Here is a 21337-nt window from a genome sequence, read left to right on the forward strand (position 1 = left end):
TAATACGTACTGCCACCCAGCTTACAGTACTTACAGTATTAGTTTGCTGTATATCCTGAGTGGCAGTATCAAAAAATGGTGCTACTGACAGATAGCGTTTATTTCACCTCTTGTATTCGTTTAATTAAGGCCTGAACATTTTCAGGCTGTTTTGCGTAGAGGACTTTCATCCGTTGTTGCCACGGCGTTTTGTCGGTTATTTCTATTATTACACTTCCAGCAGCCCGAACCTTTGCTTCAGAGGTTTTCTCCCGTTCTTTCCAAAGCTGACGCTGATAGGGTATAGCATCGAGGGCGGCCTGTTTGATTATTTCCTGATCTGCTTTGGATAGTTTTTGCATGGAAATCTTAGAAGCAATAATGATTTCTGGAACCCGGGTGTGTTCATCAAGCGTATAGTATTTGGCTACTTCATAGTGGCTGGTCGATTCATAACTGGGCCAGTTATTTTCAGCACCGTCTATAACGCCCGTCTGCAAACCGGAATATACTTCACCATAGGGCATAGGGGTTGCAACAGCACCAAGAGCCTGAACAAGACCGACCATGAGTTCGCTCTCTTGAACACGGATTTTTAACCCTGCCAGATCTTCTGGTTTATAAACAGGCCGTTTAGAATTATAAAAGTTGCGGGCCCCTGGTTCAAACCAACCAATACCGATAAAACCAGACGGTTCAAGAGAAGCAAGCAGTTCCTTTCCAATCGGTCCAAGCAGTACATTCCACATATGCTCCTCAGAACGGTACAAATACGGCATTTGAAGTGCGTTAAATACGGGCACAAAGGAAGCAAGGGGTGATACACTTACTCGGGTAAAATCAATAGCACCAAATTGAACCTGCTCAATGACAGCTTTTTCCTGACCCAGTTGGGAACTGGGATACACTTCGATAATGATTCTGCCATTGGTACGTTCCTTTACTAATTCTGCAAATTTCATATCTCCCTTTGTTGTGGGATAATCTGCTGGATGAGTCTCGGCAAGGCGAAGCACCAAGGGCTTAACCTCTTGTACAACTGTTTTCTGGTCCTGAGAACCGCTTGCAAAGGTCATAGATGTAACCAGAGCAAAGCCAGCAAGGATTAAAAACCATTTCTTCATACCAACCTCCTAAAACCTTTATTGCTTCCACAAAGTTTTCTATGTGGATCTACAATAATCATATAATGTCTTTTCTGAGATGGTTTACTAATTTTTTGCTAATTTTTGTACTTTTTTGCGATTCATAGGATAAAAGCTTATCGGTTTTTAAAATAGTATTATTGGTTATCATATTGTTTTAAAAAATCTTGAGGATTCACCCCGGTTACTTTTTTAAAAACTCGGGAAAAATATCCCTGATCTTTAAAGCCGAGTAATCGACATATTTCCTTAATTGTGTAACGGTTTTCGCATAATAATTGTTTTGCTGCCTCTATCTTCAATTTTGTATAAACCTGAATATAAGATTCTCCCTGATGTATTTTAAATAAATGGCTGATATGATAGGGTGATAGCCCAACTATCTGAGCAGCTTCTGCTAATGTAATGTTCTGTGCCAGATGTTCCTGGAGATATTCAATAATTTTTGCGATCTTTCCTTTAGCGTTATCAAGAGCCATATCTGTATCTGCATTGATGATCAATACTGGATGCTGATGGTTCACCAGAGATATATAGTGTTTCATCGTTTTAAAAACCGTCGTTAGGTCTCTATAGTTCCACTCTGTGGCGGTCACCAACATTTGTATACCCAGTTCTATCTGAATATGATGTATTATTTGAGTAAATGCATGCAGCAACTGCACATAAGTCCATTGGCTGGATAAAAACAGGATGGAATAAAAAATATTATCATTACATAGTTGCCCTGTAATAGTGGTACCCAAATGTACTTCCAAAGCATTTTTTATAATGATTCTAGCCTTTTGCAATTCATTATCTTTTATAGTTCTATGGTTAGTAGAATGATTCATCTCAAGTTTAATAGCAATACAGCAGCTTTGAACAAAACGAATTCCCCGTAATGCAATAAAAGTTTCGACCTGTTCATTGATTATTGATTCTCTTCCGATGGCAGTTTCTAGTTCTTTATATAAAAGCTGCTCAACCAAGGTTGATGTATCCTGTTCTTTTTGTTTTGATTGAATCGAATGTAGTACTGTTTCAAGAGTTTCTTGAACCTTTTCTTGGGAAACAGGTTTTACCAAATATTCCTTAACACCAATCCGAATCGCTTCTCGAGCATAATCAAATTCACTAAAGGCGGTAATAAAAATAATAGCGGTAGTTTGAGAGATGATTTGTATTTCCTTTGCAACTGAAATACCATCCAATCCCGGCATCTTAATATCTAAAAGCACTATATCAATTTTAACCTGCTGTACTCGTTCTAGAACCTCCCGGCCATTCTCTGCTTCATATATCTGGATAGAAGGGATGCTCATTTCCTGGATAATCTTATGTAAAGCCCGACGTTCCAAGGCTTCATCATCAGCTATCAATATGCGTATGGTATTCATGTATCATGGTCTCCATCTTTGGCCTAACAGGTATTTTAAGAAGAACCTTAGTCCCTTGCCCCTCTTTGCTGGTAAGTCTTAATATTGCACCGTCCCCATAACAGAGCAGTAATCGTTTGCGGACATTACTGATTCCCAATCCTTCATGTACAGCACATCCTTTTTCTACTACCATACCTTTGCCGGTATCTTTAATCTTAACAAATACCGTGGAAGATTTCCGAGTTATATCGACACTAACCATGCCGCCCTGTTCCAGAGGTTCGATACCATGACGAACCGCATTCTCTACAAGAGGTTGTAAGGTAAAGCGAGGAATAAGTACAGAACGGACGCATTTCTGTATTCTCATAACCCACCTGAGCCGCTTGCCAAATCGGAGTGCCTGAAATTTGAGGTACTCCTCAACCACATCTGCTTCTTCCTGAATAGTGACAAAAGCCTCAGGAGAAGCCAATGCATACCGAAAAAGGGTACCCAATGCAAGGGCAAGCTTTTCAGTTTCATGGGCTTCTTCAAAAAGTGCAGTCCGTGCTATGGTGTTAATCGCATTAAAAAGAAAATGGGGACGTATTTGATCCTGTAAATTGATAAATTGGGCTTCACGAAGGGCTAATTCCTCCTCACGTAATTGACGTTCCAATTTCGCTTTTTCCTGAAGATCTTGAACCATTTTTTTAATATTTCGACTCATCGTATTAAAAGATTGGGAAAGTATATCGATTTCATCTCCTGTGTTTGTATAAATTTCTGGCACATTCAGTTCCCCCTGGGCTATATGCTGAGACACTTCTGCCAGCCGATGTATCGGCTTTGCAATAGAGGAAGAAAAAGCAACACCGGTTATTATAAAAATACCAATACATATTCCTAACAACTCTAATGTGAAAATTCTAATTCTATGGATCCGTTTAATTAGAATTTGATAGATGTGAGCACCAGCTTGCATAGCATCAGAAAGGGTTGCTGCTAGGTATCCATCAATATAATTCACAATTCGGTTGGCTAGTGCGATATCCTGATACCAGCCAAGTTCCCGCATTTCCCGTTTTGCAATGCCCTTTGCTAATAACAAGAAATAGGCATCTAAACCTCTCCGGGTAGCCCGAAGGTTAAAATAAACATTCTTTGATTCATGATCATCTGCTTCCAATTGTGAAAGGGAAAAGTAGAGGGATTGTTGTTCGAAAGCCAGCTGAGACTCATCTGGAGTGGTACCTTCCCGCAGCTGCCGTTCTACCCGTTGAAACTGCTGTCCTAGATCGAGTCGTAACTGATGTATTCGGTGATAACGGTTAAGACGAATGTCAAATTCTTGAACACCTTGATAGGTAACCAATTGCACATATAAATCAAGAATAGCTACTGCACTGATTGCAATAATATAAAACATAACTAATTTTAAACGAATTGAGAGTTTAATTAATGCCATAAGCTAATTATAAATTCAAATTCCTATCTTTACATCCTGTAAATTTGGTTTATACTAAAAAGATGTTGCGTAACTATTTACCATTAAAAAAATTATCATTACAACAAAAAATCCAAAAATCTCCATACCTTTTTACCTTGCTTAAGGGAACCGGTGTCTTCATGAAAGATTATGAAACCGGCGAAGTTATTCCCAACACACTCTGGAAAAACTTAGGTTATTCCGAGAAAGATATGAAACAGGATAATTGGCTTAAGTTTATTCATAAAGAAGATCTTCATAAAGCTCAGGATTTTCACCGGCGACTGCTTCATGGAGAAAGCGACCTCTGGGAAGGACAATATCGGATACAAGCTCGTTCAGGCGAATATTACGCGATACGGCATCGGGCTCTTATTTTAGAACGTTCAGCAGAAAAAGTTCCTCGAATATATATCGGTTGGGATGTTGATATAACCGATATGGTAAAAAAACTTGAAGAGGCAAATAAACAAATTTCCATCTATCAACATTTGTTGCTACGTTCTGAAGAAATACGGCATGCAGTATCTATCCTGAGTACGACCTTAGACCCCTACGAAGCAGCGGAACAAATGATGTATCAAGTCAAAAAGTTAATTACCTTTGATGCCGCTGTAGTTCGTGTGCTCGAAGAAAATGAGTCCATCGTCCTCGCTGCATCAGGGTTTACTTCAAAATCTTGCCCACTACAAGTACCAACTCTGACTTTAACATCTCTACAATTTACAACGCCAAATCCACAATTATATACTCCTGCTACAGGCCCGTATCGTTCGGTTTTAGTTGTGCCAATCTATAAAAAGAATAATCTTATCGGTTGCCTTGAGTTATTTGCAAAGAATGCTAATCATTTTAGCAATGAAGATATAGGTAATGCGATGCTATTTTCTGAACAAGCGGGGATCGCTTTTACCAATGCATTACGTTACAAGGTTAGAGAACAAGAAGCAGCTACAGACTGGTTAACGGGGCTTCCCACAAGAAGGTCCTTTCATGCCCGATTGAATAGAATGCTCTTGGAATCAAGACCTGATGAAATTTACTCTATTCTGATGATTGATATTGATAACTTTAAATATATAAACGACAACTATGGTCATTTATTTGGAGACACCGTATTGATAGCTATTGCTTCAGCCTGTAAGGAGACCTTCCGTGCCAATGATATTAGTTGTCGATATGGCGGAGAAGAAATTCTTATTTTACTACATGGAGCTGATCAAAAAGCAGCAACAATTGTTGCTGAACGTATCCGTGAACATGTTCAGCAACTTTCATTTACTGAGTATCCAAAAGTTTCAGTAACGGTAAGTGTCGGTATTTATACAACTACCTATCAAGAAGATATACGAGATGCAATCGCCTGCGCGGATGAAGCCTTGTATAGAGCCAAGGAATCTGGTAGAAACCGCTGTATACTTTATAATTGAGGTTATACATGCAAAGGCCCATACAGATCGACCTTTTTCCTTTAAAGAAAGCCCTATGGTTTTTTATCTTCATATCAATCTACAACACCGTTATTGTTTTCCCAAAAGACACCGCTGATCTTCGTACAGCCATTGTAACAACTGCTCAAAAATATGTGGGGGTTCCCTATATGTACGGGGCCGCGTCCCCTTCAGCATTCGATTGCTCAGGTTTTGTTGGCTATGTATACCGGGAAGCTGCAAACATTAAACTGCCCCGTTCATCCCGTCAAATTTGGGTTATTGGTTTTCCGATACCGCTTGCAAAGGCACAACCGGGGGACATCCTTGTATTTGACACCTCAGGTGGATTTCCCAGCCATGTGGCACTACTCATCGATAAAAACCAGATGATCCATGCGGTGTCCCAAGGCCCGAAGACAGGCGTCATGATTTCTTCTTTAAATGATTCATATTTCGGGCCTCGGCTTATCGGTGTTCGTCGTTTTCTCTCTGAGGGCGTAGCCACAGGTACTGTAGCTGATGCAGGAAGTAAGACAGAAAAAGTTACAACCAGTACTACACCAATAGCCTCTGACAAAGCACAGGTTAAAAACGAGATCCCTATAGACACTATTTCGTTTACCATCACTAATGAGCCGGTTATATATACTGATAAAATTCCCGCCCAGGTCGGAAGCGGGGTACAGTTTATCGTCAGCAACGGGACCGGCAAGGACGGAACCTTTGAGATTCTCTTTTATAAGATGGATATGGACCCTGCTAAGGCAAAAACCATCCGCCAGGATAGAATACAGATAAAAACAGGGGCCTCTCTCGAACTGGATCCCATTATTTTAACCGAAACAGGACAGTACAAGCTTATCCTCAAAACCAGCAGTAACCTGAAACGGGTCGAACGGGTCTGGAAAGTAGTAAGTTCAAAATAAAAGGGCTATTCTATGTTTACTGAGCCTGCAAAGGATAGCCCCCATCGTAAATACCTGGGATCCCAGCCCGGGGCAGGAAAAGCCCCGATGAAAGCTTCTGGCTTTACACGGCCTTATAACCTGTCTGTATGGCCTCCAGGTTCATAGGTATGAATTTATGCTTGGTTTCTGGGAAAAACTTTTTAAGGATCCGCTCCGTATCGGTAAGTTTTAAGGCACCGGTCAATTTTGCCAGGGCTCCCAGAGCGACCATATTGGCAATCTTTGCATCCCCAATTTTTTCAGCTATTCCCTGAGCATCCACCTTAACAAGGCGGATATCCTTCCGTTCAGGGGCTGTTTTCACCAGGGTCGAATTGACCAGCATAAGCCCATCAGGTTTTACTATTTTTTCGCAGAGGGCCAATGAATCCTGGTTCATCACTAACACTGAATCGGGGGTCGTCACCAGGGGACTCGCTATTTCTTCATCCGAAACGATGACCCCCGCCCGGGCAATACCCCCTCGCTTCTCCGCACCATAGAAGGGGAAAAAGGTTACATTCTTTCCCTCTTCCATAGCCAGGTACACCCAGATCTGTCCCAGAGATATAATACCCTGGCCGCCAAAACCGGCAAAAAAAGATTTTTCTGTCATCGTGCAGCCCCCTTTGCAGCAGCGCCACCCAGGCCTGTGCTGGCCGCGGCAGCCCCCTCAGAAGCTCCAGCAAGCTCATTTTTAATCTCGCCCAGGTGATAGTAGGGAATCATGTTATTTTCGAGCCATTCCACCGCATCCTGAGGCTCCATCCCCCAGTTGGTAGGACACTGGGAAAGGATTTCTACCATGGTAAAACCTTCTCCATTCATCTGAGTCTGGAAGGCTTTTTTTATATATTGCTTGGTTTTCCGGACATTGGCGGGGGTATTTACAGCACCACGGGCGAGATACCGCGTACCACCGAGGGTTGCAAGGAGTTCGCAGACCTGAATCGGGTAGCCCATGCCGGCTCCTACAGGATCCCGGCCCAGGGGTGCGGTGGTCGCCTTTTGCCCTACCAGCGTGGTGGGAGCCATCTGACCACCTGTCATCCCATAAATGGCGTTATTCACAAAAATAACGGTAAATTTTTCGCCCCGGTTAGCGGCATGGATGATTTCTGCTGTTCCTATAGCAGCCAGGTCACCGTCGCCCTGATAGCAGATAACAAGATGATCCGGTAGAACCCGCTTAATACCCGTAGCCGCTGCAGGAGTACGGCCATGGGGCGGCTGGACTGAATCAAAATCAAAATAGAGGTCCGCCCAGATAGAACAACCCACCGGATTGGTGATAATTGCCCGTTCCCGCATATTCATTTCATCAATAACTTCAGTAATAAGCCGGTGTATGACCCCGTGCCCGCAACCTGCGCAGTATTTTGTGGATACTGTTTTTAAGCTCCCGGGGTGTCCGTAGAGTTTTTTCATCATTTACCTCCCGAGGATCCGTTTCGCCTCTGCGAAGACCTCTTCTTCTGTGGGAATAACCCCGCCGCAATGTCCTAAAAAATGCACCGGTGTGCGGCCCAGCACCGACAACCGGACATCTTCTACCATCTGACCCATGCTCATCTCCACGGTGAGGAAGGGCTTTTTTCGTTCAGCCAGCCGGGACAAAACCTGTTCCGGGAAGGGCCAAAGGGTAATGGGCCGGAACAATCCGAGCTTAATACCTGCCTTATCCGCAAGTTTTTTAGCACCCAGACATACCCGGGCAGAAGTACCGTAGGCTACCATATACAAATCCGCATCTTCGCCAATAAGTTCGTACCGTACCTCTTTTGCCTTTATCGCTTCATAGCGCTGGAACCGGGCTTTCACTTTTGCTTCGAGATTTTCAGGGACCAGATCGAGGGAAGAAATATGACGGGCCGGCCGGCTGGTACCCGCCTGGTGCCCAACGGTCCAATCCCGCTTTGGAAGACTCTTGAGGTCCCGTTCAGGGGGCAGCACCACTCCTTCCATCATCTGTCCGATCATACCATCGGCCTGCAAAATAACCGGAATACGCCAGGTATCGGCGAGGTCAAAGGCGAGATAGGTCAGATCCGCCGCTTCCTGGACACTTTTTGGAGCCAAAACAATGGTGTAGTAATCACCATGGCCGCCCCCCCGGGTAGACTGGAAATAGTCTGCCTGACTGGGAGCAATAGACCCAAGCCCCGGACCGCCTCGGACCACATTAGCTAATACCAGGGGTATATCTGCACCTGCCGCATAGGAAATGCCTTCCTGCTTAAGGCTTACGCCGGGACTGCTCGAACTCGTCATGGCCCGGGCTCCAGCAGCACTGGAACCATAGACCATATTGATGGCTGCCACTTCGCTTTCAGCCTGGATAAAGATCCGTCCCCGGGCAAGCATGTGCCGAGCCATATAGGCAGTAAGCTCATTCTGGGGAGTAATAGGGTATCCATAATAAGCGGTGCAGCCTGCCCTGATAGCCGCCTCTGCGATAGCCTCATTCCCCTTCATCAGGCGCTTTTCTTCGCTCATGCTTCATCTCCTTCCAATTCATATACCTCGATGCAGACATCGGGGCATACCTGATAACAACTGCCGCAGGCTATACATTTCTCCGCATATTTTGCAAAGGATGGATAGGTTCCTGTTGAATTTGGGTTAGTATCCGGTTCAAGGACCTTAACAGGACATGCACGGACACAGAGATAGCACCCCTTGCACATTTCCCGGTCAATGACCACCTTTCCTCTCTTAGCCATAGGGCCTCCTAATTTATAGTATTGGGCAGGATTAAACCCTTTTTATAAGCAAAGGGTGTCCCTACCCCGAACCTTGCTAGTTTCGTTTCTGGCTAAAGGCAACCAATACCGCCAGAGCAATAGAAGCATGTTTGGTTTCGGCCGAATCGGCCCGGCTTGTCAGGACCACTGGTGCACCGGCCCCCATCACAAGCCCTGCTCCCTTTGCCCCTCCCAGGTCAATGACTGCCTTATACAGGATATTTCCCGCCTCTATATCCGGCGCCACCAGGATATCCGCATCCCCTGCCACGGGGCTGTCGATTTTCTTTATCCGGGCCGATTCGGCGCTGATCGCATTATCAAGGGCCAGGGGACCATCGATGATACAGTCCTTAATTTGCCCGCGGCGATTCATTTGGGTAAGAACAGCCCCATCCATGGTACAGGGCATTTTGTCCGGGTTTACCTTTTCCACCGCCGCAAGCAGGGCCACCTTGGGAACAGCAATACCCAGCGCATGGGCACAATCGACAGCGTTTTTTATAATATCAATTTTTTCCTGCAGGGATGGTGCAATATTGATGGCCGCATCGGTCATCAAAAATAATTTGTGATAATTCAGTGATTCAGCCACCCCCACATGACTCACGAGGCGCCCCGCATTCAATCCTGTTTCTTTGTTTAATACGGCCTTGAGCAGAACCGAGGTATCCAGGATGCCCTTCATCACAAAGGCGGCTTCTCCCCGCCTGACATAATCCACTGCCAGAGCTGCTGCCCGGGCAATATCAGGCTCATCGACTACAACATAATTTGAGAGCTCAATATGAATATCCTTGGCGATTGTCTCAATAAGGGAACAATCCCCAATTAGTGTTGCTTCTGCAAAACCATCTCTCCGGGCGGCTTCCACAGCCTCAAGAACATCTTCATCATGGGCGGCAGCAACCACAATCCGGACCCGCCCCTGTTCCCGAGAAAGGGACTTAGCCCTATGAATGAGTTCAGCAATAGTTTTCATGGTCATACCTCAGTTTATTGTTCCATTGAAATTTCTCAAACCACAGATTCTCGAAGGCTCCTAATATTCTACAGGTATTTCCTCGCCCCGCAATACCCGGAGGCCCGCATCCCGCAGGGCTTCCAATTCACCTTCTCCAGGATAGACCTCTACAGGGGCAATCCAAGCCACCTTTTTGGTAATTCCCTGAACCACATTGGTATCATGGGCAATACCACCGGTGAGTAGAATCGCATCAATCTTGCCATCCGCCGCCGCCGCCAGGGCTCCGACTTCCTTTGCAACCCGATAGATAAATCCATTCAAGACAAGCGCCGCTTCCTGATCCCCTTCACCAACCCGCTGTTCCACTTCCCGCATATCATTGGTTCCGAGGAGGCTTACAAAACCTCCATGACCGGTGAGCATTTTCCGGATCTCATGTTCACTGTATTCTCCAGAAAAACAGAGACCCACCAGGGATCCCGCCGGTATGGTCCCAGCCCGTTCCGGCGTAAAGGGCCCCTCGCCATCGAGTCCATTATTTACATCCGTAACCCGGCCCCGGCGATGCAGTCCTACCGTCACACCGCCGCCCATATGGACAACAATGAGATTTATGTCATCATAGCGCAAACCATGGGTCTTTGCATACCGCAGAGCTACCGCCCGCTGGTTCAATGCATGAAAAATAGACCGGCGCTTTATTCCCTTAATTCCGGTGAGGCGGGCCACATCATCCAGTTCATCCACCACCACCGGATCACTGATATAGGCAGGAACCCCCAGTTTGGTTGCCAGGTCATCGGCTATGAGGGCCCCCAGATTAGACGCATGCCCCCCATAACAGGCGGTACGCAGGTCTTGCTTCATCTTTTCATTCACCCGATAGGTTCCGTGAGGCAGAGGCCGTACGAGTCCTCCCCGGGCAACAATACAGTCAATAGCTTTAATATCGATAACATGGGAATCAAGCAGATCGAGAATAGCCTTTTCACGAAATTCTATCTGATCTGCTACCGTATCAAATTGAGCAAGGTCTTCGACCGAATGGGAAACACTGGAGGTAAAGACCGTTTCTTCATCCCGGTAGACCCCTATCTTGGTAGAGGTTGATCCGGGATTGATGACAAGGATGGTATATGCCATAGCATTGACAGTATATACCAAAATGGAGATTTAGCAAGAAAAATGTTGATTTTGCACAGATAAATCTTGATATTATAAAGAGAAGCAGTATACTCATACTAAAGGAGCTTTAGCGACAATAATGAACCAGACAGGATTTTCTCTCCGATTCCTTGGCCAAAATTCGTTTATCCTTACCGATGCCAGGGGATTTTCCGTCGCCATAGACCCCTACCTGAGCGACTGGTGTGCCACCCGTGGTACCAGCACCCAACCAACTGCCAAAAGCAGGCTCTTTCCGCCTGCCATAAGACCGGAAGAACTGGATGTGGACCTGGTCCTGTTAACCCATTCCCACTGTGACCATGCGGATCTAGAAACCCTGAAGGCCCTCGCCCCTAAACGGCATATCCGTATTGCAGGGCCCCGGGATGCGCTCAAGATTGCCGAAAAGGCAGGAATATCAGCGGAACGGATCAGGCTCATCCACCCGGGGGAAGAAATAACTTTTCATAGTAAACCGGGCGTACTTGCCGCGGCAGAGCAGATCCGCAGCGGCAGCGGCGAACGGGGTTTACGGGTTAAAGCAACCTTTGCATTGCCTACCGATGGTTCAGATCTGAACCATGTGGGATACCTTCTGCAATTCAGCGATGGCAGTACCTTCTGGAATACGGGGGACACCGCCTGGTGCGATATTCTCCCAGTACTGGCGGCAGGAGAAGTGGTAAAAACAATACAGGCTTGGAGAGCTGAAAACACAGAGGAAAGCCCGGGTGAACCTGGCACATCGGAGATCCCGAGCTCCCCTGAGAGCCCAGCCGGCCCTGACGTTATGGCGGTCTGCATCAATGCGGGGTACGGGAACCTCTCCCATTGGGATGCGAGCAGACTCGCCGGAGCGGCCCATGCTCGCTATGTGCTCCCCGCCCACTGGGACCTTTTTCCCCATAATTCACTGAACCCCGAGCCCTTTAGAACATCCCTCGAAAAGAATGCTCCCGGATCCATCTATTTTCTTATGGAGCGGGACCGGGAATATAGGTTCAATGAAGGCCAACTGCAACCCGCTCAGGAGAACCTCTAAAAGTCTTACGATTTATTGCTCATTCTATCGCTCAGGGTCCCCACATACTTACGGACAAAACCACAGGGTCGGTAGGTCATCTTGGCCTGCCGGAGCCCCTCATCACCCAGATCCTGTTCCCGGTTTATATAGAGGAAATGTTTTGGAAGGGATGATGCGAAGGCCTGATTGATAAACTGGTAAATTCCCTTGTAGATCTCAAGCCCCTTTTCAAAATGAACCGCAAACATGCGCCCCTTGGCCACACTTTCTCCAAGGCACCAGCCTGCTGGTTTGTTGTCCACATAGTACATGGCACCCTTAAGCCCCAGATATTCAAACCTTTCCAGAGCTTCTTTTGCGGCCACATAGTCACCTTCGATATTTTTTTCCTTACACCATTCATCCAGTACATAGAGGGCCTGAGGTACCAGTTCAGCGGTGAGGGGACGTTCTTCATAGGTATAGGAATTGATAAAGGCATTCACGAGGTTTCGTTTCTTGTGATATTTCTTGCCCGACAGCTCCGCCAGGTCAGTTCTCAGATACAGGTAGTCAAAATTATCCCGATCTTCCCGGGTTTCTATGCCCCAATCTTTCAGGTTTATACAGTTGGAACAGACCACCGAGTCGGAAAGATTTTTCCAGTAATCATGATGGGCAAAGAGGTCCTCTATAACATCCCTGGATGGAATGGAACAGGGAGTCATAAAGAACTTTTTTCCATCCCGTTCGCCGGAAATAATGATCGTATTATCATCATGAGAGAGTTGATACTGATACCGGTGCCGAAAGAGGTATAAATTGGAAAAGGTAAATTCCGAAACTCCGTCGGCGGTCATATTCAGCCGGGGATATAAATCTTCTTTCAGTTCAAGTCCTATGGGAATGAATTCGGGATATTTTGGTATTCTCATTATAGATAATAATATACAGATTGATAAACTGAAAGGGCAAGCGGATTCTGCATCTGCCGGGTCTTTACCTTACAGCCCATATTACGCATAGTATAGATATGAGTACGTTTGCACAACGATTAGCGGATACCGACATGGTAGACCGCCTGCTCCCCCGGTTCACCCGGTATGTCCAGGTATGGACCACCAGTGACCGACATATTGCGGAAACCCCTTCCACCCCGGGCCAGTGGGATCTGGCGAAAATGCTTGTGGATGAGCTTAAGGGGCTTGGTATAGAACAGGTTGAACTCACCGATCATTGCTATGTGATTGCTCGGCTCCCCGCTACACCGGGCTATGAACTGGCACCCACCATCGGTTTTATGGCCCATATAGATACCGCCAGCGATGTAAGCGGCAAGGACGTTCATCCCATCATTACCAAAAGCTATGATGGTTCGGTCATTCCCCTCAAGGATGGTATACAACTGGATCCCGCGCAGGACGAAGCCCTGGCCAAACGAATTGGGGACACGATTATCCACACCGATGGAACCACCCTCCTTGGGGCCGATGACAAGGCTGGTATAGCAGAAATCATGGCGGTGATCGACTACCTCCAGAGCCATACAGACATTGTCCATGGTCCCCTGGAAATCGTCTTTTCCCCCGATGAAGAAACCGGCAAGGGCCTGCCTGAGTTCCCCCTCTCACAATTTAAAGCAAAGGCCTTTTACACCCTCGATGGCGGGCCAGCAGGAGAACTGGAAGCAGAGTGCTTTACCGCCTATAAGATCGATGTGCTCTGTCATGGTAAGGCTATTCATATCGGGCAGGCCCGGGGAAAGCTCGCCAACGCCACCATGATGGCCGCTATCTATGCGACCATGCTCCCCCGTTCAGAAAGCCCTGAGGCTACCGACGGCTACTATGGCTATTACTGCCCCATTGAAATTAAAGGGGATCTCGAAGAGGCTTCACTGGAAATCTACATCCGCGACTTTGACCAAAAGGAAATAGAGCGGCGGCTTGCGGCATTAGAGCTTTTTGGTAAAACCGTTGAGGCCCTCTTTCCTGGCGGAAGGGTCGAAGTAAAACCCCAGCTTCAGTACATCAATATGAAAGAAAAGATTGATGAACACCCCAAAGTTCTTGAGCTGTTAGAAAAGGCTGCGGAACGGGCAGGGGTACAGGCCTACCTGAAACCAATCCGGGGCGGCACCGACGGTTCCCGGCTTACCCAGATGGGCATTCCAACCCCCAATGTGTATACCGGCGGACACAACTACCACAGCAGAACCGAATGGGCATCCCTTTCAGATATGGTGGCCGCGGCAAGAACCGTACTGGAACTGGTTCAGCTCTGGGCTCACGAGAAAACCTGAAAATGAAGCACCAGGCTCCCGACCTGACGGTCTGGGAACAACGGCTGATACACCAGTGGCGTGCCTTATCTCCGGACCGGCGCGTCCCGAACCGAAGCGGCCCGGCAGGTTCCGCAGGGGCCTCGCTCCGGCATACCCCATCCGGCGCACCGAGATCCAGGGGGCAGCACTTCCCGGACAGTTCCGCACTGCCCCCGGACAGGCTTACCCCGGCTGAATTAGATCGGGCTGCGGCGGACCTTCTGACACTCCAGCGGGGGCTTACGGGAGAACGGCACCTTATCGGTTCCGTTTATATGGATGAATCCCGCAGGCTTGGGGCATACCTGCTTTTTTACTGGTTTACCTCCTATGCACAGACCTGGGGCATGCTCGACATGGCCTTGAGCGCAAGGAGAGCTCTACATAATGGTTCTGGGGCTGCCCCGTTCCGTATCCTCGACCTCGGCTCCGGGCCGGCCCCCTGCGGCTTAGCCGCCGCCGATTGGTTGAGAGCGGCTTTTCATGTCAGCGAAATTGAACTCACCGCCTGCGACCAGAGCACCCTGGCCCTCCGCCTTGCGGGGGAGCTCGCCCAATCGGCGGGGGTCACCCTTCGCAGGGTGGCCCCCTGGCGGGCCGGCCCGGACACCATTCCAGCGGATACCTATAACTGTATTGTGATGGGACACCTTCTCAATGAACTCTGGAAGGATGAGCCGGACAGGCTTGAACAACGAACCGCCTTTCTAGAAGCATTGGGGAACCGGCTGGAAGCAGGGGGTATCCTTGTCATTCTTGAGCCCGCACTGCTGGGTACCGGACGGGACCTGCTGGTCTTGCGGGACCGGCTTGTGAGATCCGGCTGGCACATCCTGGCTCCCTGTTTTACCCAGGGCCCCTGCCCCGCGGCGGCCCAGCCTAACCAGACCTGCCATAGCGATTTTGCATGGAAACCGCCCCGGATAGTCCGGGAACTGGAACGAAGGACCGGTCTCGACAAGGACCTGATTAAAACCACAGCCCTCGTACTGAGCCGCTCAATGAGCCGGCCCGTTGCAGTGGAAACGATTGATAGGCTGTACCGGGTTGTTTCGGAGCCGATGCTCAATAAGGCGGGGAGAACCCGGCTTATTCTCTGCGGCAAGGAGGGCCGGATCCCCCTGTCTACCCGGCTCGGCGAGGGGTTCCCCGCAGAAAAGGTTTTCAAACAGCTCCGCCGTTCCGATGCCATTTTCTTGCACCAACCGGAACAGCGGGAAACCGGCCTCGCCCTGGGACCTGAAACCAGGATTACCCGTTTATAATCACCAGCGCAACAATGTACAAAACAAGACAAAAGGCGCCATACAATAACAGCAGGCGATTGCTTAATTTTTTAACCTTCATGGTTCACTCCTCATATGGATAAAAGATTCCCAACGGGGTAAGAGTTCATCAAACTGAATTTCGAGACTCCGCATCATCCCAAACACCCGCGGGAGTTCTTCAGAAAAAAATCGTTCCCGTCTCAAATTTCGTATATGTTCAGCCGCACCGGGAGCAACAAAATAACCGGAGCCCCGTTCTGCATAGGCAAGCTTCATATCCGCCAGATATTGAAGCGCCCGGGCAGCGGTATTCGGATTCACCTCCAGGGAGGATGCGAGCTCCCGGGCTGAAGGAAGCCGTCCCGATTCGGTAAATGCACCGGAGAGGATTCGATCTTCCAGCAATTGGGCAATCTGCTCAAAGATGGGCCGGTCATCATTGAACTTCATCCCGGGCCTCCTTTTCACGGACCAGAGCATAACCGTATCCCATGGTAAATAACGCGGTACCAATCTGAAACACCCGAACTAGGTACCAAAAAGACTGATTTCTGCTTTCATATTCCGATAAATCAAGTTCTTTATGAACAATCACAGATTGAGCGGCATTGGGCTGAAATAATGCTGTTTGGACCCACGGATCTTTCAATAATATACCCAGTAGTAGCAGAAAAGAAGCGAGCAGTATAAAGCCGAACGTGATCGCTGCGGTCTTCCCAATGGCAAATTTTCTGAACCGGGCTGAGCCGGCCAATGAGAGAAGTACCAAAAAGGCATAATCGAAGTAGTACCTGATAATAACCGGTGCAACAGGATTATAAACCCAGAATCGACCAGTTCTCATAAGGGTTGCAACACCACTGATTAACAGAGTCTCCAGAACCACAAGGAGGGAAGCAATCACTGGATATACCACAAGATAGGTAACGAGGGCGGCGATATATTTCTCAGCGCTGCTTGCAGGAAGGAGGATCCACTCGGTACCAGCCTTTCCATCATGCATTTTGGAAAATGCGATCCCCGCAAGCAACATTCCACCACCAGCAATGAGCATGCCCCAACTTTCTGTTGACCCGGGATTATAATTATCCGTAAAGAATAGCAAAAGCAAATTGAGTGCAAGGAAAGCCCCTGCCACAATCAATACCGATGCACTATCATCGAGTATCCTGTTGCGGACGAGATAGTATAATCGACGAAAAGAAAAGGTTGTACGGATCGATGTTGTGTTCATATCAGTGGGTCTCCTTTGTCTGACTGGGCTGTGAGGAATAGAGAGCTTGTTTAAAAACTTCGGGATTTTGAATGGCAGCAGTAAACAGCATTTCCAGATCCGCACCGGCTCCGGGCTCTGCAAGCAAGGCCTGATAACCCAGAGCATCCTTTTCTGCATATATTACAGACAGCCCATTGAGTGAATCAGTTCGTCGCAGAGAAAATTGTTCGGTTATGACCGAGGCTGAGAAATTACAGAGCAGTTCTCCCTCATGAATAATCAGGATGGGATCCAACACCGTTTCCAGATCCCGGGCTTGATGGGTTGATATGATAAACATTTTATCTTGAAGATCCACCAGCGACAGGGATCGGCGAAACTGAGCCTTTGAAGGTATATCTAATCCATTGGTGGGCTCATCGAGCAAAATAAGCCGGCTGCCACTGGCCATAGCCTGTGCCAGGGCACATTTCTTCCGTTGACCATAGGACATCCGGGAAATCAATTTAGTTCTATCTACCTTAAACTCTTCGAGAAGCGTAAAAAACAAATCCCGGTTCAAGTTAGGTCTAAAAACTCCATATCGATTGAGCCATGACTCTGGTGTAAGGGCAGGACCCCAGGGGTCTTCCGGTACAAAATAGATATCCGCGAGGACCTCTGGATTCCGCTGCAGGGTGGATTTCCCATACAGGGTAATGTCACCGCTTTGCGGATACAGTGCTCCAGCGATGAGCTTTAACAGACTGGTCTTACCGGCACCATTGAGGCCCAGGAGCCCAACAATCTGACCTGGTTCTACAGATAAGCTCAGGTTCGTAAATAGACGTTGCTTGTTGTATCCAAATTCTATATTGCTGACATCAAGCATATAACCTCCTACATAGTGTACTATGTACATAGTACACTACTACACAAATACAACTATGTCAAGGCCACCTCTAAAAACTCGGTTAGATTTTTAGAGGCGCCTAAAGAAATCCCTATAGGATTTGGAGAGAATTCTGAGGTCTTTAAAGGGGTCCTTATTTTTTCCCTGAATGTATGGAAACATCGAGACTCTTCTGAAGGTTGTCGATGACATTGGACCACAAGAGAGAAATTTCCAGGGGAGTCAGGGTCTGGTACAGCCGTTCCCTGAGTTTCTGGTAAACCTCCGATCCCCGGCGGCCTTCTTCGTACAGGGTACGATACTTAGCCGGTAGTACGGTAGGTACTTTTTCATCAATTTTTGGTTCAATCCGTTCGTTATACCGGGCCTGGATTTTTTTATACTCCCCCAGAATTGAACGGGAATATTCAAGACAAAGGGGATCAAAATGAGGAATCATATCCAAATAACCTACCAGTTTTTCCAGGTTCTGCAGGGACTTTCGGTAATCCTGGGCGAGACGGAAGGTGGAGAGGGTATCCTGGGCGAATTTGATAAGATCTTCATTGGTCAAGGATTGAATGATGCCCTGTTCTGTAACATCAATTTTTATTTTAGGCATGGTTCGCAACACCTTAGAAATCAGAGTCAAAAGGGAAATAAAAATACCATCCTTCCAGAGGCCTCCTTCTATGGCACGGTACAAGTCGGTCATCTGAGCCTCATAAAGCAGCTTTTTCATATCCCGTTCGGTATAGAGCACCTCGTGAACAGCGACTGATATGCCCTTAAAGCTGATCCAGCCGGAATCAAAAAACTTGATATGGGTCTTCGCAAAAAAAGGATGGGCAGCAGCTTTCATTTCCGCTGTAAAGTTGGTATACACGGTCCGACTCACAAGTATAATAGACTGAGATCCGGACAACTCATTGGCCCTGCCCTGAAGTCGTGCTGCGGTATTAATGACCCCGCCAGAAAGGTCCCCATCCTTGGTGATGATAAAGGGGGTAAATTTTTTACCCCCCGCAATACCGGCAGAAACATGCATTTCTTCAAGGATAATCTTATATCCCGTTCGATGGGTGGCCGATTCCTTTACATTAAAAGTCCGGCGTTTTGCAAAGGTATCGATGATGAGAAGGGTCACCGCAAGGACATCACAGGCAGAAGCGCCGACGAGCACCATTTCATCACCCTGCCGCCGCTGGAACACCACATTGTAGGATTTAGCGATGTTCATGAGGTCTACCTGGATAATATCATCCAGCATCTGGAGCATGGAAAGGTTATTCTTGTTTTTTTCGCAGAACCGGGTATAGCCATGCAGGTCGAGAATACCCACATAAACATCGGAAATCGTCAGGTTCCGCTTCAGGTCGCCGCATTGTTTTAATTCCTTATGAGGAATGACAACCTCTTTCCAAATTTTCGGATAGGTTTCAGGATCGATATCCCGGAAAAAGCCCCAGTTGAGCTTTCTGAGCAGTTTAAAAATCCGGGGAATCACCGCATTAAAACGGGCATCCCGGGGCAGAGGAGCAACCCATTCCATCAACTCTGAAAACGTCTGGATCCGTTCTTCGACAACCGCTTCTGCAAGAAAGGTATAGAGTTCAACAGCAGAGGTGGTACTGGTATAATCACTGATACTTTTCATATACTGCTATTATGAATCGATTTTTCCTGTCTGACAACGTTTTTCATACCGGGAGTCAGCGATGAGCCTGTATAGAATCCCCCAGCTAGCCCTCTCTCTCGACGCAGATGAAGCGGAACTGCGAAAGCGGGTGATCAAAGCCCTGCGTATTTCCCCTGCGGCTCTAAGGGAGCTTCGTATCGAACGAAAATCGATTGATGCCCGGGACAAGGAACATATTAAAATTGTCTATGGTGTTTTGGTTGATGTAGATCATGGTAAACAGGGCCTTATTCCTTCGTCTGTAGCAACACCCGTGGGTCCCGAACCGGTATATACGGTTCCGTTACCCCGTCGTGTTTTTACAACACCGCCCGTTGTGGTGGGAACCGGGCCGGCAGGCCTTTTTGCTGCCCTCATTCTCGCTGAAGCGGGACTACGCCCCCTCGTGCTTGAACGGGGGGATCCGGTAGAAATCCGCGATGTAAAAATCTGTCATTTCAGGGACGGGGGAGATCTAGACCCGGAATCGAACATTCAGTTCGGTGAAGGCGGCGCAGGAACCTATTCGGATGGGAAACTGACCACCCAGGTAAAGGACGAAGGGGGCAGGAACAGGAAAGTAATCCGGGAATTGATTGGCGCAGGAGCCCCGCCAGAAATAGGGATCCTTGCAAAACCCCATGTGGGGACCGACCAGCTCATCCGCGTTGTTGCCGGATTGCGGAAAAAGATTCAACAGCTGGGCGGGACCTTTCGTTTCAGAACCCGTTTGGATGATATACGGATAACCCAGGGTAAACTCACGGGAATTCTTGTTAATGGGTCCGAATGGATCGAAACAGACACCCTGGTTCTGGCAGTAGGTCACAGTTCCCGGGACACCTTTGCCATGCTGGAACGGCGGCAGGTACCAATGGAACAGAAGGCCTTTGCCATAGGGATCCGGATTGAACATCCCCAGGAGATGATTTCCCGCTCCCAATACGGCCGGTTTTGGAAACACCCGGCCTTACCAGTAGCGGATTACAAACTGGCAGGACGTACCAGCGATGACCGGGGCGTGTACAGCTTCTGCATGTGTCCCGGGGGGACTGTGGTAAACGCCAGCTCAGAATATGGCGGGGTCGTTTGCAACGGGATGAGTGACTTTGCCCGGGATGGGGTCAATGCAAATGCGGCCATAGTGGTTGCTGTCCGTCCTGAAGACTTCGGTTTTCCAGGACTTTTAGACGGTGTGGAGTTTCAGCGCCGGTGGGAACAGGCGGCATACCGGATCGCTGGAGCTACCTATGCACTGCCAGTTCAGCTCTGGAAGGATTTTCTCGATGACCGCCTCAGCACCAAACTAGGAGCCATACAACCCACCGCTACCAGGGCGTGGAGCCTGGCAAACCTGCGCCAGTGCTTACCGACCTTTGTAAGCCGGGGATTGGTCGAAGGCATAGCCCGCTTCGGGAAATCCATTGCTGGCTTTGACCGGCCCGATGCACTGCTGACCGGTGTAGAGACCCGGACGAGCAGTCCCTTGAGGATCCTCCGGGACGGAAACTGCCAATCACACATCCGGGGATTGTACCCCGCCGGAGAAGGAGCGGGCTATGCCGGAGGCATCATGTCTGCGGCCATGGATGGTATCCGGGTGGCGGAGGCCATCCTGAGCCGGGATTCGTAACCAGATCTCGAAGCGACCTTTGCACCCACCGGCCATCACCGCCGGCGCTCGAGTACATCGGGCCCAACAACCACTGGTCTGGACTGCTGAGTCCCAATCTCAACTCAGTTTGTTGCGTAGTCAATTTGTTG

The 21337-nt window shown here is 48.1% G+C and carries 20 protein-coding genes; 6 read left to right on the forward strand and 14 right to left on the reverse strand.

Going from position 1 to position 21337, the window contains the following annotated elements; translation table 11 throughout:
• Positions 1-98: 98 nt before the first annotated feature.
• The 3 genes from SPICA_RS13335 to SPICA_RS13345 form a co-directional block, all read right to left on the reverse strand.
• Entirely contained in the window at positions 99-1103 is a 1005-nt protein-coding gene (locus tag SPICA_RS13335) for a TRAP transporter substrate-binding protein (RefSeq protein WP_013970006.1), read from the reverse strand.
• Between the two features lie 158 nt (positions 1104-1261).
• Positions 1262-2503: a response regulator transcription factor gene (locus SPICA_RS13340; protein WP_013970007.1), complete on the reverse strand. Its 1242-nt coding sequence runs from the start codon at positions 2501-2503 to the stop codon at positions 1262-1264.
• Positions 2475-3935 carry a sensor histidine kinase gene (locus tag SPICA_RS13345; RefSeq protein WP_013970008.1) on the reverse strand — a complete coding sequence of 487 codons (1461 nt, stop codon included), beginning with the start codon at positions 3933-3935 and terminating at the stop codon, positions 2475-2477. Before SPICA_RS13345 ends, SPICA_RS13340 begins: the two co-directional genes overlap by 29 nt.
• 62 nt (positions 3936-3997) lie before the next feature.
• Between SPICA_RS13345 and SPICA_RS15085 the strand changes: the two genes are divergently transcribed.
• Both SPICA_RS15085 and SPICA_RS15090 read left to right on the forward strand, forming a co-directional pair.
• Positions 3998-5386 carry a sensor domain-containing diguanylate cyclase gene (locus SPICA_RS15085; RefSeq protein WP_013970009.1) on the forward strand — a complete coding sequence of 463 codons (1389 nt, stop codon included), beginning with the start codon at positions 3998-4000 and terminating at the stop codon, positions 5384-5386.
• 8 nt (positions 5387-5394) lie between these two features.
• Entirely contained in the window at positions 5395-6315 is a 921-nt protein-coding gene (locus tag SPICA_RS15090) for a C40 family peptidase (RefSeq protein WP_013970010.1), read from the forward strand.
• 103 nt (positions 6316-6418) lie between these two features.
• Here SPICA_RS15090 and SPICA_RS13360 read toward each other — a convergent pair whose 3' ends face one another.
• The 6 genes from SPICA_RS13360 to buk all read right to left on the reverse strand — a co-directional run bounded on the left by SPICA_RS13360 (position 6419) and on the right by buk (position 11190).
• Positions 6419-6952 (reverse strand): 2-oxoacid:acceptor oxidoreductase family protein, encoded by a 534-nt coding sequence (locus SPICA_RS13360; protein ID WP_013970011.1) that lies wholly within the window; start codon positions 6950-6952, stop codon positions 6419-6421.
• Positions 6949-7767, reverse strand: a complete 819-nt coding sequence (locus tag SPICA_RS13365; protein ID WP_237255873.1) for a thiamine pyrophosphate-dependent enzyme — start codon at positions 7765-7767, stop codon at positions 6949-6951. The genes SPICA_RS13360 and SPICA_RS13365 overlap by 4 nt, the downstream gene beginning before the upstream one ends.
• A complete protein-coding gene (gene vorB, locus SPICA_RS13370; protein ID WP_013970013.1) occupies positions 7768-8832 on the reverse strand; it encodes a 3-methyl-2-oxobutanoate dehydrogenase subunit VorB in 1065 nt (354 codons plus the stop codon).
• On the reverse strand, positions 8829-9059 hold the full coding sequence (locus SPICA_RS13375) for a 4Fe-4S dicluster domain-containing protein (RefSeq protein WP_013970014.1): 231 nt from the start codon (positions 9057-9059) through the stop codon (positions 8829-8831). Before SPICA_RS13375 ends, vorB begins: the two co-directional genes overlap by 4 nt.
• Before the next feature lie 76 nt (positions 9060-9135).
• Entirely contained in the window at positions 9136-10062 is a 927-nt protein-coding gene (locus SPICA_RS13380; protein ID WP_013970015.1) for a bifunctional enoyl-CoA hydratase/phosphate acetyltransferase, read from the reverse strand.
• 60 nt (positions 10063-10122) lie between these two features.
• Positions 10123-11190 carry a butyrate kinase gene (buk, locus tag SPICA_RS13385; protein WP_013970016.1) on the reverse strand — a complete coding sequence of 356 codons (1068 nt, stop codon included), beginning with the start codon at positions 11188-11190 and terminating at the stop codon, positions 10123-10125.
• A gap of 121 nt (positions 11191-11311) precedes the next feature.
• On the opposite strand from buk, the gene SPICA_RS15095 reads away from it, so the two are divergent.
• Entirely contained in the window at positions 11312-12256 is a 945-nt protein-coding gene (locus SPICA_RS15095) for an MBL fold metallo-hydrolase (RefSeq protein ID WP_013970017.1), read from the forward strand.
• 5 nt (positions 12257-12261) lie between these two features.
• Here the strand turns inward: SPICA_RS15095 and SPICA_RS13395 are convergent, their stop codons facing one another.
• Entirely contained in the window at positions 12262-13152 is an 891-nt protein-coding gene (locus SPICA_RS13395; protein WP_013970018.1) for a DUF2156 domain-containing protein, read from the reverse strand.
• Between the two features lie 98 nt (positions 13153-13250).
• Here SPICA_RS13395 and pepT point away from each other — a divergent pair, with 98 nt between their 5' ends.
• On the forward strand, positions 13251-14519 hold the full coding sequence (gene pepT, locus SPICA_RS13400; RefSeq protein WP_013970019.1) for a peptidase T: 1269 nt from the start codon (positions 13251-13253) through the stop codon (positions 14517-14519).
• Entirely contained in the window at positions 14438-15805 is a 1368-nt protein-coding gene (locus SPICA_RS13405) for a small ribosomal subunit Rsm22 family protein (RefSeq protein WP_083819927.1), read from the forward strand. Before pepT ends, SPICA_RS13405 begins: the two co-directional genes overlap by 82 nt.
• Positions 15806-15883: 78 nt before the next feature.
• Here the strand turns inward: SPICA_RS13405 and SPICA_RS13410 are convergent, their stop codons facing one another.
• The 4 genes from SPICA_RS13410 to SPICA_RS13425 all read right to left on the reverse strand — a co-directional run bounded on the left by SPICA_RS13410 (position 15884) and on the right by SPICA_RS13425 (position 19552).
• A complete protein-coding gene (locus tag SPICA_RS13410; protein WP_013970022.1) occupies positions 15884-16258 on the reverse strand; it encodes a GntR family transcriptional regulator in 375 nt (124 codons plus the stop codon).
• Positions 16245-17042 carry a hypothetical protein gene (locus SPICA_RS13415; RefSeq protein ID WP_013970023.1) on the reverse strand — a complete coding sequence of 266 codons (798 nt, stop codon included), beginning with the start codon at positions 17040-17042 and terminating at the stop codon, positions 16245-16247. The genes SPICA_RS13410 and SPICA_RS13415 overlap by 14 nt, the downstream gene beginning before the upstream one ends.
• 1 nt (position 17043) lies before the next feature.
• Positions 17044-17895 carry an ATP-binding cassette domain-containing protein gene (locus tag SPICA_RS13420; RefSeq protein WP_013970024.1) on the reverse strand — a complete coding sequence of 284 codons (852 nt, stop codon included), beginning with the start codon at positions 17893-17895 and terminating at the stop codon, positions 17044-17046.
• Between the two features lie 154 nt (positions 17896-18049).
• The gene (locus SPICA_RS13425) at positions 18050-19552 is read right to left on the reverse strand and encodes a nucleotidyl cyclase domain-containing protein (RefSeq protein ID WP_013970025.1); all 1503 of its coding nucleotides are present in this window, start codon (positions 19550-19552) and stop codon (positions 18050-18052) included.
• A 61-nt stretch (positions 19553-19613) separates the two neighbouring features.
• Here SPICA_RS13425 and SPICA_RS13430 point away from each other — a divergent pair, with 61 nt between their 5' ends.
• The gene (locus SPICA_RS13430) at positions 19614-21206 is read left to right on the forward strand and encodes an NAD(P)/FAD-dependent oxidoreductase (protein ID WP_013970026.1); all 1593 of its coding nucleotides are present in this window, start codon (positions 19614-19616) and stop codon (positions 21204-21206) included.
• Positions 21207-21337 lie beyond the last annotated feature (131 nt).

The sequence above is a fragment of the Gracilinema caldarium DSM 7334 genome (genome assembly GCF_000219725.1).
Taxonomy (GTDB): domain Bacteria; phylum Spirochaetota; class Spirochaetia; order Treponematales; family Breznakiellaceae; genus Gracilinema; species Gracilinema caldarium.